Here is a 16,652-nt window from a genome sequence, read left to right as displayed (position 1 = left end):
CCGACGGCTCAGGCCGCCGGGCCGACATCACGACACAGGTGTGCGCCGTCCCCGCGATCATCAGGCCGCCCCGACGAGGGACCGCCGCCCTGCGGCACGGCCTGCCGCACTCACCACTCGGCCAGCGAGCCGTCGTCATGTCGCCAGATCGGCGAGTGCCAGTCGTGGCCCGTCTCGTCGGCCTTCCGGACGGCGGCCTCGTCGATGGTGACGCCGAGACCCGGCCCGGTCGGTCGAAGCAGGTGTCCGTCGACGAAGCGGAACATCTCCCGGTCCAGGACGTAGTCGAGCAGGTCGGCCTCGGCGTTGTAGTGGATGCCGAGGCTCTGCTCCTGAATCAGGAAGTTCGGCGTGCTGAAGGCGATCTGGAGACTGGCGGCCAGCGAGATCGGTCCGAGCGGGCAGTGCGGCGCCAGCGGCACGTCGAAGGTCTCGGCGAGCGAGCCGATGCGACGCACCTCGGAGATGCCGCCCGCATGGGAGAGGTCCGGCTGCGCGACGGCGATCCCCGCCTGGAGGACGGGGAGGAACTCGCCTCGCGAGTAGAGCCGCTCGCCGCACGCGATGGGCACCGGGCTGGCCCGCACCACGTCGCCGATCAGGTGGCTGTACTCCGGCAGCACCGGTTCCTCGACGAACATCGGACGCGCGTCCGCGAGCAACGGGATGATCCGGCGGGCGTTGGCGGCGGTGAACCGGCCGTGGAAGTCCAGGGCGACGTCACGGTGCGGGCCCAGCGCCTCGCGGGCGGCGGCGAGGCGCTCCAGCACCCCGTCGATCTCCGCGACGCTGGCCAGCCTGCTCATCCGGCCTGCGGCGTTCATCTTCACGGCGGTGAGCCCGGCCTCGACCTGCGCGGCGACGGCGTCGGCGACCTCGGCGGGCTCGTCGCCCGCGATCCAGCCGTACACCCGGACCCGGTCACGCACGGGGCCGCCGAGGAGCTGGTGGACGGGGGCGTTCAACGCCTTGCCCGCGATGTCCCACAGCGCCTGGTCCAGGCCGGCGACGGCGCTGGAGAGCACCGGTCCACCGCGATAGAACGAGCCCTTGGTCATCCGCTGCCAGTGGTCCTCCACCCGCAGCGGGTCCTCGCCGATCAACAGCTCGGCCAGCTCGTGCACGGCCGTCCGGACGGTCGACGCCCGGCCCTCCACGACGGGTTCGCCCCAGCCGACCAGGCCGTCGTCCGTCTCGACGCGGCAGAACAGCCAGCGCGGCGCGACCAGGAACGTCTCGACCCGAGTGATCTTCAACGTGACTTCCTCTCGTTCGACTCGATCCCGGCAGCGGACGCCTCGACCGCTGCTGTCTGAAGCGCTGTCGTCTGGGGCGCTGCTGCCGACGCGGCCTGCGACGGCGTGCCCTCGGCTCCCCCCGCCGCGACAGGCGTGGTGCCAGCGGCATCGGCCTCCGCCGGAGTTCTCGGCGTCGCAGGCCCGGTCTCCGGGTTCGCGCCTGCCACCGGCGCGGCATCGCGCGCCGCCGTCGCCTGCGCTGCGGACTCCGCCCGCTCGGCGGCAGCCGCGTGCGGCGCAGCCGCCGGGGACGACGCCCCCTGGGCCGAGGCCGCCGGGGCCGCCACACCCTCGCCCGCCGTGACCCGACGCAGGTCGGAGTCCGACTTCGCCAGCAGCGCCAGCATCGCGGCCCCGGCCGCCTCGGCATCGGCCGCACGAACGGCGTCGAGGACCGCCTGATGGCTGGGCACGGGGTCGTCGTCGCCCGACTGGTGGACCAGCCGGTCACGTTCGGAGAGACCGGGCTCGATGAAGATCTCCATCCGCACCAGCATCTCGTTGTGGGTGGCCACCAGCAGGGCACGGTGCCACGCGAGGTCGGCGTCGGCGGCCGAGGACGGGTCGCCGCCGACGGCCCGCCCCATCGCCGCCAGCGCCTCGTCGAGCGCGCGCAGGTCGTCCTCGGTGCGCCGGGCGGCGGCGTAGCGTGCGGCGGCCGGCTCGATCACGGCGCGGACCTCGGCGAGATCGCGCAGGAAGTCGTCGGCCGCGCCCGCCGCGAACTGCCAGCGGATCACGTCGACGTCGAGCAGGTTCCAGGTGGCACGGGGTCGGACGAAGGTCCCCCGACGCTGGCGGGCGTCGACCAGGCCTTTCGCGGTCAGGACCTTGATCGCCTCGCGCAGGGCGGTGATGCTGAGATCGAGTTCGGCGCTGAGGCCCGCGAGGTCGAGCGTCTCACCTTCGCCGACCGCCCCGGAGACGATCCGCGCACCGAGCAGCTCGACGGTGTTGCCGTGCACGCCACGGCCGATATAGGCGGCCATCCGCTTCGTCCCCTCCGTTCGCTTCCTCGACACTGCGGCTCAGCGTCGTCCCGGCGCCGTCGCGTCGACGTCCGTCTGCCAGAGTCGATCACGCCGAATCGACCGGCCCGCAGCCGTCGGCCTGCCGCCGAGCTCAGGTCGACTCCTTGTAGGCGCTCCAGCCGCCGTCGATCACCAGGCCGGTGCCGGTCACGTAGGAGGCGTCCGGCGAGGCGAGGAACGCGATGCCCGCCGCCACCTCTTCCGGGGTGCCGAACCGACGGGTGACGGTCTGCCGGATGCTCTGCTCGCGGTCGGCCTCGTCGACGTCGTCCCAGGCGGCCGTGAGGATCGGGCCGGGCAGCACCCAGTTCACCCGCACCTCGGGGGCGTACTCGACGGCCAGCTGTCTGCCCAGCGCGGTGAGGCCGCCCTTCGTCGCGGCGTAGGCGGGCCTGCCGGGCAGGCCGATCAGGGCGTGCACCGAGGACGTCAGCACCACCGCACCCGACACCGTCCGCAGGTCGGCCAGGCAGGCCCGCACGCCGAGGAAGGCCCCGGTGAGGTTGACGGCCAGCTGCTGGTCCCAGGACTGCCTGCTCATCTCGTGCGCGGGACGGACATCGACGGTGTAGGCGTTGCTGACCAGTACGCCGATCGGCCCGAACTCGCCCCGGACCGCCTCGGTCACCGACGTCCAGGAGTCCTCGTCGGCGACGTCGCACACGTGGGAGGTCGCCCTGCCGTGCGCTCGGCGCAGTTCGTCGGCGACCTCGTGCACCCGGGGATCGAGATCAAGCAGGGCGACGGCGGCGCCTTCCTCGGCGAGTCTGCGGGCGGTCGCCGCCCCGATGCCGCCCGCGGCCCCGGTCACCACCGCGGTGCGGTCCGTGAAGCGTGTCGGTGCGCCGCTCATCGATCCCGTCCCTGCTCGTCCATAACGCTGATCTTCGCGTGTCCATTCGCCCGGTCGTACACCGGCCGGGTGAGCACGCCGGCCGGTTCGCCATCCACAGTGAAGCTCACCGCGGCTGCATCGTGGGGCACCACCCGGCCGACCGGCAATGCGCACGGTCGACCGGGGGTGAGTTCGAGGAGGTCGACGGCGTCGACCGACCTGCCGTCGCGGTCGAGGAACTCGGCTCGCAGCAGCCCGCCCGTCGCGGGCACGAAGACGCCTCGCAGCGCACCGGAGCCGTCGGCCGCGCCTGCCTCGGCGGGCGGCTCCGTCCAGTACCCGACGGCGGTGGCGGCGCCGACAACGGCCGAGGTCACGCCGAAGCCGAACACGATCGGCAGTGTGACGCGCTCCCCCGGTGCCAGGGTCGTGAGCGGACCGAGGGCCTCGCACTCCACCACCCGGTCTCGCGGCAGGAGGTCGCCCAGCTCGGCGATCGGCTCGGTCAGCGGGTGTTCCAGCCAGACCTCGACGCGGGAGCCGTCATCCGGGTACTCGGCGGACTCGTCCACCGGGAAGGTCTGGGTCAGGGTGCCCTGCGCGCCCACGTCGGCGAGCCAGCCCGCCGCGTCGGGGAAGCCGACCTTGCCGACGACGTCCTGCGCGGCGACCCGGACGACCGATCCCCCGGTGTCGGTGACCGTCGGAGCCGGACCCGCAGTGATCAACTCGACCGAACGCGGCAGTCCCGACTCGCGGAGGCCGACGTAGACGCCCGCGTGCGGACCCGCCTCCCCGGGGATCTCGCCCGCCAGCTGCGTGACGTTCCACAACGCCCACCGCACCGGGTGCGACTCGACGTTGGTGAAGCTGATCTCCAGGGTGTAGCGGCTCTCGCCCTCGGCCAGCCGCACGGTCCGGATCGTCCGCAGGCCGGTGCGCGGGTCGTCGCCGCTGGTCATGGTGATCTCGGCGACCGTGTCGGCGAGGTGCGGACGTGCCTGGTAAGCGCCGGAGTCCAGCACCGGGTCCGGCGGCCCGGCCCACTGGCCCGCATGGTCCCAGCCCTGCGGCGCGGGCCAGGTCTTGTCCCCGCCGAAGTTGAGCCACTGCGACATCGGGCCGCTCGTCGGACGCGGTCGGCGGCCGTCCACCGGATGCAGCCGATCGTCGAGCAGCCGGGGATTGCGGTACAGGTACTCCCGACCGGCGAAGACCGCGGAGAGCACCCGACCCCCGAGTGCGGGCACCACACCGAGGCGCACCAGGCCGTTGTCGAGATGGAACACCTCGTAGGGCCCGCTGTCGTCCCGCGTGATCGACACCCCGCCGGACGCCGAGGCGTCGAGGTCTGCCGGTCCGCCGTCGTCCTCGGCGTCCCGGGGCGCCTCGGCGGTCACGAGCCCGCCACGTCGTCGGCGACCAGACAGACCTTGCCGGTGCCCGCGCCCGCCGCCAGCCGGTAGGCGGCGTCGGCCTCGGCCAGCGGCAGCCGCTCGCTGACCACGATCTCCGGCCGGACTCCCCAACGGACCAGGTTCCTGGCGAGCTGAGCCATCGCGGGGACGGAGGTCACCCAGGACGCGTGCAGGGTGAGCTGCTTGTGCAGCAGCGTGTCCGACACCTCGGTCTCCAGCGTGCCGCCCTCGCCGACCAGCGAGACCCGGCCCCATTCGGCCGCGTTGTCCACGGCGGTGCCGCGACCTGCTCGGCTGCCGGAACAGTCGATGGCGGTGCTCACGCCTCGACCGCCGGTGATCTCGGCGATCGCCTCGCCCGGTGCGTCGACGCCGACCGTGGCGTCGAACAGGTCCAGCCCGTCGGCCCATTCCCGCCGTTGCGCGGAGGGCTCCACTCCGATGATCCGTCGGGCACCCATGCCCCGACCGATCATCGCGGCGGCCAGACCGACCGGGCCGAGCCCGATGACCAGCAGGTCGTCCTCGCCGCTGACAGCGAGTCTGCGCAGGCCCTCGTAGGCGGTGCCGAAGCCGCAGGCGATCAAAGCTCCGTCCACGTAGGACAGCTCGTCCGGCAGCCGGACGCAGGTGGTCTCCTCGACGAGGATGTAGTCGGCGTTGCCGCCGTCGCGCTGCCAGCCGTAGGCGGCCCTGGCCGCCCCTGTGCAGCTGATCTGGTAGCCGCGCCGACAGTTGTCGCAGGTCATGCAGCCCGCGATGTGGTAGACGATGACGCGATCGCCGACCCCGTACTCACGACAGTCCGGCCCGGCGGCGACCACGACGCCACTGGGCTCGTGCCCGGTGACCACGCCCCGGTAGGCCGGACCGTCGACGCCGCGATGGGTCTTGTGCTCGTGATAGATGTAGCCGATGTCGATGCCGCAGATCCCCGAGGCGCCGACCCGGAGCAGGAGCTGACCGGGCCCCGGCTCCGGCACCGGGATCTCCTTGATCACGGCGGTGGAGTCGCCGGGGAGGTACACGCCACGCATCGTGGCCGGGACGGCGGTGCCGCTCATGGACGTTGTCTCCTTCGCCTCGTCGAGTGTCTCTCGTCCGGTCCGCGTCAGACCGTGCGCACGGCGCGCTCGCGCCTGCTGATCGCCACGTTCACCAGGACGGCGCCGACGATGATCACGCCGCGCACCACGTTCTGGAAGAACGAGTCGACGCCCAGCAGCACCAGGCCGTTGGCGATCACCGTGATGAACGCGACGCCCAACAGGGTGCCCAGCAGGCTGCCTCGGCCGCCTGCCAGCAGCGTGCCGCCGATGACGACGGCGGCGATGACGTCGAACTCCAGGCCCGCGGCCGCGCCGCCGTTGCCGGAGCCCAGCCGGGCGGCCAGCAGGATGCCGGTGATCGCGGCGAGCAGGCCGGTGGTGGCGAAGAGGATCACCTTGATGCGACCGGTGTCGATGCCCGCCAGCCGCGCCGCCGCGGCGTTGCCGCCGGTGGCGTAGACCGAGCGGCCGTAGGCGGTGTAGCGGGCGACGTAGGCGAAGACCGCGAAGAGCACCAGCATCACCACCGCCGAGGTGGGAATGCCCAGGATGCTGCCGCCGAGTAGGCGGAAGGTGGCGTTGTCCGGCAGCGCGACCGGCAGCGCGTCGGTGATGTAGAGGCCGAGACCGCCGAGCACGCTCCAGAGGCCCAGCGTCGCGATGAACGAGGGCACGGTGAAGCGGGCGACCAGCCAGCCTGCCAGCGCTCCCCACGCCACGCCGAGCGCCAGCGTCGCGAGGATGCCGCCCCAGGTGCCCAGGCCCCAGGCGCCGACGCCCTTGGCGACCAGCACGGAGGAGAACGCGACCGCCGGGCCGATGCTGATGTCGATCTCGCCCGCGATGATCACCAGGGTGACACCCCAGGCGGCGATGCCGATGGTCGCGGCGTCCCGCAGCATCCCGAGCTGGTTGTCCAGCGACAGGAAGCCCGACGCGGTGCTGCCGAGAACGATGTAGAGCAGGGCGATCGCGGCGAGCAGCCCGAGCTCGTTGAGGCGTCTGGTCTTGGTAGACCTGGTGGAGCCGGTGCCGGTCGGGGTGGACGGAGACGTCGGGGACGACTGAGACGTCGAGGACGACGCTGTCCCCGAGGCCGGACCGGTCTGGTGCGAAGAGTTGCTCATCGGATTCCTCACGATTCAGACGGCCATCGTGGCGGCCAGGATGTTGTCGACGGTGATCTCGCTGCCGCGCAGCTCGGATCGGATGCCGCCCGCGTGCAGGCTGAGGACGCGGTCGCACACCAGCGGAAGCTCTTCGAGCTCCCCAGAGACGAACAGCACGCCCGCGCCTGCCGAGGCGAGTTCGCGGACCAGCCGGTAGATCTGGGCCTTGGCCTCGACGTCCACGCCGCGCGTCGGCTCGTCGAGCAGCAGGATTCGGCTGTCGGCGTGCAGCCAGCGGCCGATCACGGCCTTCTGCTGGTTGCCGCCGGACAGGTCGGCGATCGGCGTCTGCGTCCGCGCGGTCTTGATGCCGAGCCTGCGCACCAGGGCGGTGGCGGCCTCCCGTACCCGACTGGTGGAGATCGACGGGCCGGTGGAGACCCGACCGAAGTCCGAAATCACCATGTTCTCGTCGACGCCCAGCATCGGGATGATGCCCTCGGCCTTGCGGTTCTCCGGGGTCAGGCCGACCCCGAGCCGCTTCATCCGCGCCGGTGTCGGGTTCTCGACCCGCGTGCCCTCGACCTCGATGCGGCCCGAGACGATCGGGTCGAAGCCCGCGACCGCCCGCAGCAGTTCCGTGCGCCCGGAGCCCAACAGGCCGCCGATGCCCAGCACCTCGCCGGGGTACAGCTCGAAGGAGACTCCGGTGATCTTCGGCGGGACGGTGAGGTCGCGGACGGCGAGCAGCGGCGTCCCGGTGCGGTCGATCGTCACGGGCGTGACCTGCTCGGCAGCCTCGCTCTCGCCGCCGAGCATCAGCTCGACGATCTCGCGGGTCGTGGTGTCCTTCGCCGAGACCGTCTCCACGGTGCGACCGTCGCGCATCACGGTGATGCTGTCGGCGACCTGTCGGATCTCGTCGAGCCGGTGGCTCACATAGATCACGGCCACGCCTGCGGCGGCGATCCGGCCGACGACCTCCAGGACCATCGTCACCTCGCTCGCGGCCAGCGCGGAGGTCGGCTCGTCCAGGATCAGGACCTTCGGGGTCTGCCGGACCGCGCGGGCGATCTCCACGAGCTGCTGCTCGGCGAGCGACAGGGTGGCGACCGGCCGTTCCGGATCGATGCGCAGGCCCAGCTCGGCCAGGACCTCGGCCGATTCGCGGCGCATGCGCTCGTAGTCGATGCGCGAGCCCGCGCGAGGCCAGCCGCCGAGGAACATGTTCTCCGCGACGCTGAGCCAGGGCACCAGGCTCAGCTCCTGGTAGACGGTGGCGACGCCCAGCTCGACGGCGCGCCGGACGCCGCCGTCCCCGAGGGGCGTGCCGCCGATGCGGATCTCGCCGGCGTCGGGGCGGTCCACGCCCGCGATCATCCGGATGAGCGTGGACTTGCCCGCGCCGTTGCGGCCGAGCAGTGCCCGCACCTCGCCCGACCGGAGCTGGAAGTCGGCGCCCGCCAGGGCCACCACTCCCGGATACGCCTTCGTCACGTCCCGTGCGCTGGCGGCGAAGACCTCATCGTCGGTCACCACGTCACTCCACCTTCTCCCGACTGTCCCTGCGGAACGCACTCGGCAGGCCGACCGCGGCGACTGCCCGGCCCCGCCGGACGCGCCGCCCGGCCCGCCTCGACACCGACTGCTCGACACACCGGCCCGATCACGGCAGGCCGTCCGGGTGTTCCTGGAGCCACGTCGCGCCGTCCTCCGGAGTCGTGTAGATCTCGACGGGGGCCGGGAGGATGAACTCCTCCGGCGGGTTGCCCGCGAGCACGGCCTGCGCGGTCTCGGCCGCCATCCGGCCGACGGTGACGCCGGAGATGTCGACGTTGCCCTTGAGCACCCTGTGATCGACCAGCGCGTTGGCGGCCTCGGTGGACATGTCCCCGCCGAACACCACCGTCTGGCCGACCTTGTTCCTGGCCTGCACGGCACGAATGGAGCCGAGGGTCGCGCCGCCCGCCTGGCCGAAGAAGGCGTCGAGGTCGGGGTGGGCGGTGAGGATGCGCTCGGCGACGTCCACCGCCTCGTCGATCGTCGAGCCCTGCTGGTTGGCGACGATCTCCGCGTCGGGGACCTTGGCGAACAAGGCCTCCTCGAAACCGAGTCTGCGCTGCACGCAGACCTCGACCTGCTCGCAGTTGACGATGCCGATCTGCGGCGCCTCGATGCCCTCGGCGATGAAGTACTCGGCGGCGGCGTCGCCCAGCAGCCTGCCGAACTCGAGCGGATCGCCCAGGATGAACGCCTCGACGTACTGTCTGGCCGCCTCGTCGGCGATGCAGGTGTTGTAGCAGATCACCGGGACGCCGCTGCGGTGCGCGAGGCGGATCGCCGGGATGGACGCCGTCTCGGAGACCGGCGAGAGCACCAGCGCGTCCACGTCGGCGGAGCTGACCGTGTCGACGAACGAGCTCTCCTGCGAGGCGTCGCCCTGTGCGTTGAGCTCCAGCAGCTGGACGTTGCGGCCCATCTCGGCGGCCTCGTCCTGCATGCCCTTGCGGACGCCCGCGTAGTAGCCCTGCGCGTCCATGTAGACGACGCCGAAACGACCGCCCTCGCCGATGGGCGCGCCGCAGCCTGCTGCGGCGAGCGCGGCGACGAGCAGGGTCGTCATGACGACCACCGCCCGGCGGCGACCTCTCGCGATCCTCGACATCGGCTCTCCTTCGAACCAACCGGCTGACCCCCACGGGGCGATGTGGAGGAAGTATCGGCACCCGCCGCCAGCCAGGTCAAGAAAAAATACTAATTAATTATTAGTGTCACTCGGGGTGTTCGCATGTTCACCTTGAGGCGGGCACGGTCATGGCGCACGCGGTGAGCAGGCGGACGGGGAGTCGCCGGCGAGTTCCAGCAAGTTCCAGCGAGGACCGGCGCGGGCCGGTGCGCGCCTGGTCGGCGGGGAGACCCGCGCGACGGGGTTGCCGGGTCGGCGCCCGCTCAAGAGCGGAGCCCAGCCGCGCGGGTGCGTCGATCCGGTCGACGGCGTCCTCAAGATCACAGGTGTTCGTGAAGGCCTCGAGCGCCCCCTGCGTGGCGCGACGGCTCTGGCATCCCGATCACCACCCGTGGACTCGCCAGCCTCGGGCCTGGGCAGTGAACGCGACGCCGCGCCCGACCTCGCCGATCCTGATCACGACAGGCACGCGACACGACGGCGCCGCGTCGACTTCCCGCCGAGACGGCCGATCTGCCGCTGCCGACCAACTCGCCGATCCGCGTCAGGCACGCCCCGCCGCGTGCACGGAAGGGACTGTCTCCGCGATGCGCAGCGCGAGGACCTCGGCCGCGATTCGCGCAGGACGATCGACAGACCGCCTGTGCGGCGGACTCGAGCCTGCCATGCTGTGATCTCCACCGAGCCGATGCGGGCGGGGACACCTCGGCCGTCACGTCGGCCCTGTCGTCGGCTGCGGCGCAGCAACGAGCGTGCAGGCGCCCCGAGCCCACGTTCGACGGCGACTCGCGCGCGACACGCGCGGTGCGACCCGTATCACACCACGCGGTGTTAGCGGCTAACATGACTGGTGTGCCGAATCGATCCGCCGAGACTCGAGCGCGCATCCAGGAATGCGCGCTGGAGCTGTTCGCCCGCAACGGCTACGCGGCCACCCGCGTCGTCGACATCGCCGCCGCCGCAGGCGTCTCGCACATGACGTTCTTCCGCCACTTCCCCACCAAGGAAGACGTCGTGCTGGAGGACCCGTTCAACCCCTTCGTCGCCGACCTGATCGCCGCTCAACCGCTCGGCCTGCCGGTTCTGGAGCGCGTGCGGCTCGGACTCCTCAACTCGACGACCGAACTCCCGGAATGGGCGGTCGCCCAGACCAGGGAGCGGATCAGGCTGGCCGCATGTGAACCGGTGCTACGGGACCGGTTCTCCGCACACCTCCATGCCACCGAGCGGTGCATCGTCGATCGGCTGATCGAACAGGCCGCCGACCCGCTCACCGCGTCAACCGCCACCGCCGCCTGCCTGGCCGCCCTGCGCGTCGCGCTGCTCGACTGGGGCGAGCACGGCGAGGAGACGTTGAACGAACGCATCGTCGCGGCACTGGGCGTGCTGGGGCCCACGGCGCAGGACTGAGCAGACAAGACGGCCACCGCCTCGCTTCGCCGCAGCGCCCGGGTCTCGGCACTCGGCCTGCCGAGCAGCGGCGGGCTCGGCAGGCGAGATCAGTCCCGGCGCCGATGTCCGTCGCCGACGCCCGCGACGTCGGCCCCGCGTTCCTGCGCCTCGGCGATGCGTCGATAGACCCGATTGCGGGCCACCAGGACCAGCGTCGCCAAGAAGGCCGACAGCGGCGATCCCGCCAACACGCCCACCTCGACGTGTTCGGCACGTGCGCAGCCCGCGGCGAACACGAGTTCGCCGATCAGCAGCGACAGGTGAAGCCGACACCGGCAGGCATCGACAGCCCGAGGAGGTCCCACCACGAGACGTTCTCGGCCAGCCCGGGCGCCGGTGAATCGCCGCACGAGGGGATCGTGCCGCCGCGCACCGCCCGCACCCGTCGAGGGCCGGTGCGCAGGCAGCCGGGTTGCACGGTCCTCGATCACCCCGACGGCAGCGCGGCGGGGCATAGACCGCGCCCGACCCCTGCCACCGTCACCCCGAGGCCGGGCCGCCGGAACTCCCTTCCGGCCGTCCCGGCCTGGACTCGGGGCGGCGGGCGAGCCCGGTCAGAAGCGGGCGCCGAGATCCGAATGGTCCCTCGGCACGAGGAAGTTCGAGGTCGGGATGCCCCCGTCGGCGTCACGAGGCCCGCTGATCGTCGACGGGTCGACGCTGAACAGGTCGGAGTCCTCCCAGTCGTCGGCGCGGTCCCAGGAGTTCCCGCTGCCCGTGGAGTCGCCGAGCTGGATCGGGACGTCGTCGCCCACCGAGAGGTTGTCGGTCAGCACTGAACTGGACCTGTTGAACCGGAAGCCGTATCCGCCGTTGGCGTAGGAACTGTTGCGGTCCACGACATGGGTGCCCTGGTTGTTGTTGTCGATGAAGCCCGCGACCTCATTGTCGAACGCGATGTTGTTGCGCACCACGTGGTCGGTGGGCGGGCCGTCCCCGCCGCCGAGCTTGAACCCGTTGCCGTCGCCCTGAAAGTCCGGGAAGTTCCACCGGTTGGCGCCGTTGCCGTAGGCGATGCTGTCCTCGATGAGGATCGGTGACAGGAACTCCCAGGCGTCGAAACCGTCGTCGACGTTGTTCCACAACCGCGCCCCTCGCACCACGTTGCCCTCGCCGCTGCCCTCCTTGATGGCGAGTCCGTCGGCACTCTCTCCGTTCTTGCGTGGGTCGCGATTGCTGTGGCTGTCGAGGTCGAGCACCTGATTCCGGCTCGAGTCGCCCTGAATCTGGAGTCCACTCTCGTAGTTGTCCCTGGTGATCAGCCGGTCGAAGATCGTGTCGTCGCAGGAGTCGCAGTAGATGCCGTACGGACCGCGAATGATCTCCAGGTCGCGGTAGATCCAGAAGGCGGCCCGTTCCTGATGGATCGCGCCCCGCTGCGGGCGCGGGATGCTGCCACCGACCGGCGTGTGGCTCGCAGGCAGCGCATCGCCGTCGATGACGGCGCGTTCTCCCTGATAGGCGGTGAGCGTGATAGGGGCGTCCGGCTCACCGCTGTGCAGGATCTGGATGTTCGTGCTCAACGCGTAGGTGCCGCCGCGCAGGGCGATCACGTCACCCGGCTCGGCGAGATCGACAGCGCGTTGGATCCCGCGCAGCGGCTCGTCGATCGTTCCGGGATTCGCATCGTCGCCGTCGGGCGCGACGACGATCAGCCCGTCCTGGTCGGCCAGGGTCCCCCTGCGCGGCTCGGCCGCAGAATCACTACGCGGCTCAGCCGCAGGAACATTGCGCGGCTCAGCCGCGGTGACACTGCGCGGCTCAGCCGCGGTGACACTGCGCGGCTCAGCCGCGGTAGCAGCCTGGGCACCTGCCAGAAGGCCCGGCACCACGGCGACCAGCAGCGCGACGTCTCGCAGGCGGCCTCGTCGCCGCTGCGCACTGTTGCCCATCACATCGCCCTTCCCTCGGGCGCGATCCCCGGGCACCCTGCAGACAACGAGGGGAAAGCGCTTTCCACCACGCTAAGACCAGGCGGAGAGGTGGTCAATCAACCGGATGTCGTGCCCGGTCGGCCATCGGAACCAAGCCGCTGAGACCCGTTCGCCAGCCGCCCTCGGGCAGCAGACCGACCAGGACGCGCGGACGCTCGCGATCATCCGACCACCACGACGATCGAGATCAGCTCAGCGGCGGATCAGGCGCAAGGCCCCCGTCCGGAGCGATGTGTTCGAAGATCTGGTCCACCAACGCCACCACGTGCGGGTCGTCGACCGTGTAGAAGTGCTGCCGCCCCTCCCGACGTGCGGAGATGACTCCGGCGAGCCGGAGCTTGCCCAGGTGCTGACTGACCGTCGCGATGCTCACCCCGACCCGGCCCGCCAGGGTGCCGACGTCGTGCGAGCCGTGCGCGAGCAGCCACACCAGGTGCAGCCGGGGGCCGCTGGAGAGCAGCGCGAAGGTCGCGGCGGCGGCACTGAGCTGCACAGAGGTCGGCTCGGGCGCCGCGCAGGAGTGGGTACGCGGCTCGGCGGACGAAGATTCGGGTCTGATCATGGCGATCTTCATTCTCTCGCACCGACCTGCTGCGACGCGAGACAACCTCAGGCATCACCCCATTTCGTCGTTTCGTCGATTGCGAAACTGTCGAAGGGTGTGGCAGCATGAGGCTCGTTCCGAAGGGGAGTAGCCCGCAAGCCCATCGTTCGACACGCTGAGTTCGACATCGATCTCCGGCGATGGGGCCAGGCCAGCGCAGGTCTGGTGGGCGAGACCTTCGGCCAGCCGCCATTGCCTGGCCGAGGTCGTTCGATGTCCCCGCCCTGGCATGCGCCGTCCGGGGAAGGTGCTCATGTTCGCCAGACTGATCCGATCGCTGGGGTTGTGCCTGATATTGGCGCTGCCCGCGCTGGTGTTCCGCGTGAGCGGCATCGCGTCGGACCCCCTGATCTCCCTGGCGATATTCGGATCGGGCGTGGTCGCCGCGTCGTTCGTACTGGCCTGGGCAGCCGAGGCCGCTCAGGTGGACATCTCCGGTGGGCTGGCCATCGCGATCCTCGCCGTCATCGCGGTGCTGCCGGAGTACGCCGTGGACCTGTACTTCGCCTTCACCGCAGGCAGCAGGCCCGAGTACGTCTCCTATGCCGCCGCCAACATGACCGGTTCGAACCGACTGCTTCTCGGCCTCGGATGGTCGTTGGTCGTGTTGCTCGCGCTGGCCGTCGCCAAGCGACGCACCGGGAAGTCGATCCGCGCGCTGACCCTGGACTCGGGGCACCGAGTGGAACTGGGCTTCCTCGCCATCGCCTCCGTCATCGCGTTCGCCATTCCGCTCAGTGGTCAGATTCATCTGACCCTGGGCATCGGACTGCTCGTCTTCTTCGGGTTCTACCTGTGGAAGGTCTCGCGCGGTGACACCGAGGAGCCGGAGCTGGTCGGGCCCGCCGCCACGATCGGGGCACTGCCGAAGCGCGTCAGGCGGACACTGGTGGTCACGCTGTTCGTCGGGGCCGCCGTGGTGATCCTGGCCTGCGCCGAGCCCTTCGCCGATGCCCTGATCGAGACGGGCGCCCAGCTCGGCATCGACGAGTTCCTGCTGGTCCAGTGGCTGGCGCCGCTGGCGTCGGAGGCACCGGAGCTCATCATCGCCATCCTCTTCGCGCTGCGCGGCAACGGCGCAGTCGCGATCGGCATGCTCGTCTCGGCCAAGGTCAACCAGTGGACGCTGCTGGTCGGCAGTCTGCCGGTGGCCTACCTGATGGGTGGCGGCGGACTGGCACTCGACCTGGACGGCAGGCAGGTCGAGGAGTTCCTGCTGACCGCGACGCAGACCCTGCTGGGCATCGCCGTACTGCTGGCGCTGCGCTTCCCGCGTTGGGCTGCCTGGACGCTGCTCGGACTCTTCGCGGTGCAGTTCGTCTTCCCCGGCCAGGAGGCTCGATACGTCCTCAGCGGGGTCTATGCGGCACTCGCACTGGGCGCTTTCATCTTTCACCGGAAGCACCTGCTGCCCACGCTGGCCGCGCCGTTCCGGGCGCATCCGAACAAGGCGTCCGACGAGACGGCGAAGAAGGACAGCAACACCGCCGCCTGACCATCCCGGCCGGCCGATCCCCCGACTCCCGACGCTGCACACCCGACGGGCCGCGCTCTCCCGGAGCGCGGCCCGTTCTGGCACCAGTGGTCGACCCCGACCGGCGTCGGCAGCCAGGGCAGCCAGGGCAGCCAGGGCAGCCAGGGCAGCCAGGGCAGCCAGGGCAGCCAGGATCCGAGCCTCGAACCCCGCCGACGTGACCGTGCACCCGAGGCAAGGAACGAGGCCTGAGACGAGACGGGAGTGATCGGCGCGGTCGCGGCCCGGCAGCCGAGTCCCGCTCCGCCCCCGACATGCAGGCCCATGACGCGCCGACGGGACCCGAAGCGGGACCGGCGAACAGAGGACCGGGGGAAGTGCGTCGGCCGCCGGGGCGCCGGACCGACCCGCAGACCGGCCGAGTGACCGGACCACCGCCGCTACGCGAGACCAGCCGAGGCACACGAGCCGAGGGCCGAGCGGGACGACCCAGACCACGCCTCGTCGGAGTCGGCGCAGCCCACCACCCGCAGCCCTCGGCCGCCTCGATCCGTCGGGCCCCACCGACCGCGATGATCGAGCATGCGGGAGACCCGGACGGGCACGGCGCGACAGGAACGCGACGGGCGGCACCGAAAGCCGAGCATGCGGCTCGGCGACGGCTCCGCAGGCACGTCTCCCGCTCGCGAGCATGCGAGCCCGACGGAACGGCAGCACAGCGGGCGAATTCCGGATCATGCACTCACAGTAGCCAGATCCGGAGTTCGACGAGGGCGCCGACGAGAACTCATGACAGTTGTCATAAATATAAATGACAAGTGTCATACACAACTCATGACAGTTGACACTACCTGCGCGGATTCCGTTCCGAGATGATCTGCCGCATGAGTCCTCCGCCCGCCACGTCCCCGCCTCCCCTGCCTCGTCACCACGGTTCGATCAGGCAATGGACGGCACGCTTCGTAGTCGGACGGGCCTCGCACAGACCTGTCTCGACCCAGCCGCCAAGGCGATACAGGCATCCCCGTCGCGCCGACCGGCCGGCAGGGAGCACACCCGACGGCGACCGCCCCGGACGATTCGAGCGCGCGGCCCCGTGGCACGCGACACGCGACACGCACGGCATGGTCGCCCGCAAATGAGGTCGAGCCACGCCCGCATCCGGCCGACGCGCCACAGGCGATCAGCACGCCGCGATACGACCCGAAAAGGGAGTTGAACATCGAGAAGTCGAGCGACGAGAGGTGAATATGACGGCACCCCGAGATCCGGTCAACCAAGGTTGACAGAGCCCATTTCGTCAACCTAGGGTGACGAAATGGGAAGCGATCCACTCCGCCGCCGGAACCGAGCAGCAGGTACGCACGCCTGTCCGACGCCGTCGGCTTCAGGCTGGGTCTTGACCGCCGTCCGGAGGTCCAGGCGAACTGCCGACCTGGCACGACGGACAGCCGCTGCGATCCCCCGTGCCATCAGGCAGCCGGACCGACCGCAGCCGACCGTCCTGCCCGCCTCACCCGAGCCCGCCGGACCGGGTGATGTCCAGGTGATCGACCGACCGACCGACAGACCGACTTCGAGCGAGCCGTGCTGATCGGTCCGCCGTGCCTGTCTGGCGTCGTGCCACCGGTCCTGGCCGCCGCCCGACACGAACCGTCCGCAGCACATCGCCGGAGCCGTGGATCGTCAGCACGCGCGACCGGCGCAGACCGGCCGGTCCGCCCAAGCCGGTCCATCCCGCCCCGTTGCCCCGAGGTTCCAC

13 protein-coding genes are annotated in these 16,652 nt (G+C 70.9%); 2 read left to right on the top strand and 11 right to left on the bottom strand.

The window, feature by feature from the left end; all coding sequences use genetic code 11:
* Positions 1–110 precede the first annotated feature (110 nt).
* The 8 genes from dgoD to UA75_RS13470 form a co-directional block, all read right to left on the bottom strand.
* Positions 111–1,256, bottom strand: a complete 1,146-nt coding sequence (dgoD, locus tag UA75_RS13505; RefSeq protein WP_075740535.1) for a galactonate dehydratase — start codon at positions 1,254–1,256, stop codon at positions 111–113.
* A complete protein-coding gene (locus UA75_RS13500; protein ID WP_318533300.1) occupies positions 1,253–2,287 on the bottom strand; it encodes a FadR/GntR family transcriptional regulator in 1,035 nt (344 codons plus the stop codon). The genes dgoD and UA75_RS13500 overlap by 4 nt, the downstream gene beginning before the upstream one ends.
* Positions 2,288–2,420: 133 nt before the next feature.
* Positions 2,421–3,182, bottom strand: coding sequence for an SDR family NAD(P)-dependent oxidoreductase (locus tag UA75_RS13495; protein ID WP_075740534.1), 762 nt, complete (start codon positions 3,180–3,182; stop codon positions 2,421–2,423).
* A complete protein-coding gene (locus UA75_RS32820) occupies positions 3,179–4,564 on the bottom strand; it encodes a DUF4380 domain-containing protein (RefSeq protein WP_075740533.1) in 1,386 nt (461 codons plus the stop codon). The genes UA75_RS13495 and UA75_RS32820 overlap by 4 nt, the downstream gene beginning before the upstream one ends.
* Positions 4,561–5,646, bottom strand: coding sequence for a zinc-dependent alcohol dehydrogenase family protein (locus tag UA75_RS13485; RefSeq protein ID WP_075740532.1), 1,086 nt, complete (start codon positions 5,644–5,646; stop codon positions 4,561–4,563). Before UA75_RS13485 ends, UA75_RS32820 begins: the two co-directional genes overlap by 4 nt.
* Positions 5,647–5,693: 47 nt before the next feature.
* The gene (locus UA75_RS13480; protein WP_083683184.1) at positions 5,694–6,758 is read right to left on the bottom strand and encodes an ABC transporter permease; all 1,065 of its coding nucleotides are present in this window, start codon (positions 6,756–6,758) and stop codon (positions 5,694–5,696) included.
* A gap of 15 nt (positions 6,759–6,773) precedes the next feature.
* Positions 6,774–8,279 (bottom strand): sugar ABC transporter ATP-binding protein, encoded by a 1,506-nt coding sequence (locus UA75_RS13475; RefSeq protein WP_232251199.1) that lies wholly within the window; start codon positions 8,277–8,279, stop codon positions 6,774–6,776.
* Between the two features lie 127 nt (positions 8,280–8,406).
* Positions 8,407–9,405 carry a substrate-binding domain-containing protein gene (locus UA75_RS13470; protein ID WP_083683183.1) on the bottom strand — a complete coding sequence of 333 codons (999 nt, stop codon included), beginning with the start codon at positions 9,403–9,405 and terminating at the stop codon, positions 8,407–8,409.
* An 873-nt stretch (positions 9,406–10,278) separates the two neighbouring features.
* Between UA75_RS13470 and UA75_RS13460 the strand changes: the two genes are divergently transcribed.
* Positions 10,279–10,836, top strand: a complete 558-nt coding sequence (locus UA75_RS13460) for a TetR/AcrR family transcriptional regulator (RefSeq protein WP_198043014.1) — start codon at positions 10,279–10,281, stop codon at positions 10,834–10,836.
* Positions 10,837–10,925: 89 nt separating this feature from the next.
* Here the strand turns inward: UA75_RS13460 and UA75_RS13455 are convergent, their stop codons facing one another.
* The 3 genes from UA75_RS13455 to UA75_RS13445 form a co-directional block, all read right to left on the bottom strand.
* Positions 10,926–11,183 carry a hypothetical protein gene (locus UA75_RS13455; RefSeq protein ID WP_157434162.1) on the bottom strand — a complete coding sequence of 86 codons (258 nt, stop codon included), beginning with the start codon at positions 11,181–11,183 and terminating at the stop codon, positions 10,926–10,928.
* Positions 11,184–11,432: 249 nt separating this feature from the next.
* Positions 11,433–12,770 (bottom strand): right-handed parallel beta-helix repeat-containing protein, encoded by a 1,338-nt coding sequence (locus tag UA75_RS13450; RefSeq protein ID WP_075740528.1) that lies wholly within the window; start codon positions 12,768–12,770, stop codon positions 11,433–11,435.
* A 229-nt stretch (positions 12,771–12,999) separates the two neighbouring features.
* Positions 13,000–13,374 (bottom strand): ArsR/SmtB family transcription factor, encoded by a 375-nt coding sequence (locus tag UA75_RS13445; RefSeq protein ID WP_075743779.1) that lies wholly within the window; start codon positions 13,372–13,374, stop codon positions 13,000–13,002.
* Positions 13,375–13,669: 295 nt separating this feature from the next.
* On the opposite strand from UA75_RS13445, the gene UA75_RS13440 reads away from it, so the two are divergent.
* The gene (locus UA75_RS13440) at positions 13,670–14,911 is read left to right on the top strand and encodes a sodium:proton exchanger (protein ID WP_075743778.1); all 1,242 of its coding nucleotides are present in this window, start codon (positions 13,670–13,672) and stop codon (positions 14,909–14,911) included.
* Positions 14,912–16,652: the final 1,741 nt, after the last annotated feature.

The organism is Actinoalloteichus sp. GBA129-24, from assembly GCF_001941645.1.
Taxonomy (GTDB): Bacteria; Actinomycetota; Actinomycetes; order Mycobacteriales; family Pseudonocardiaceae; genus Actinoalloteichus_A; species Actinoalloteichus_A fjordicus.
Note: the sequence above shows the minus strand (reverse complement) of the source record. Positions and strands in the feature narration are given on the sequence as shown.

Coding starts and splice junctions, on each gene's coding strand:
- UA75_RS13500 (WP_318533300.1), bottom strand. CDS start 2,287: ATGGCCGCCTATATCGGCCGTGGCGTGCACGGCAACACCGTCGAGCTG.
- UA75_RS13495 (WP_075740534.1), bottom strand. CDS start 3,182: ATGAGCGGCGCACCGACACGCTTCACGGACCGCACCGCGGTGGTGACC.
- UA75_RS13485 (WP_075740532.1), bottom strand. CDS start 5,646: ATGAGCGGCACCGCCGTCCCGGCCACGATGCGTGGCGTGTACCTCCCC.
- UA75_RS13480 (WP_083683184.1), bottom strand. CDS start 6,758: ATGAGCAACTCTTCGCACCAGACCGGTCCGGCCTCGGGGACAGCGTCG.
- UA75_RS13470 (WP_083683183.1), bottom strand. CDS start 9,405: ATGTCGAGGATCGCGAGAGGTCGCCGCCGGGCGGTGGTCGTCATGACG.
- UA75_RS13450 (WP_075740528.1), bottom strand. CDS start 12,770: ATGGGCAACAGTGCGCAGCGGCGACGAGGCCGCCTGCGAGACGTCGCG.
- UA75_RS13445 (WP_075743779.1), bottom strand. CDS start 13,374: ATGATCAGACCCGAATCTTCGTCCGCCGAGCCGCGTACCCACTCCTGC.
- UA75_RS13440 (WP_075743778.1), top strand. CDS start 13,670: ATGTTCGCCAGACTGATCCGATCGCTGGGGTTGTGCCTGATATTGGCG.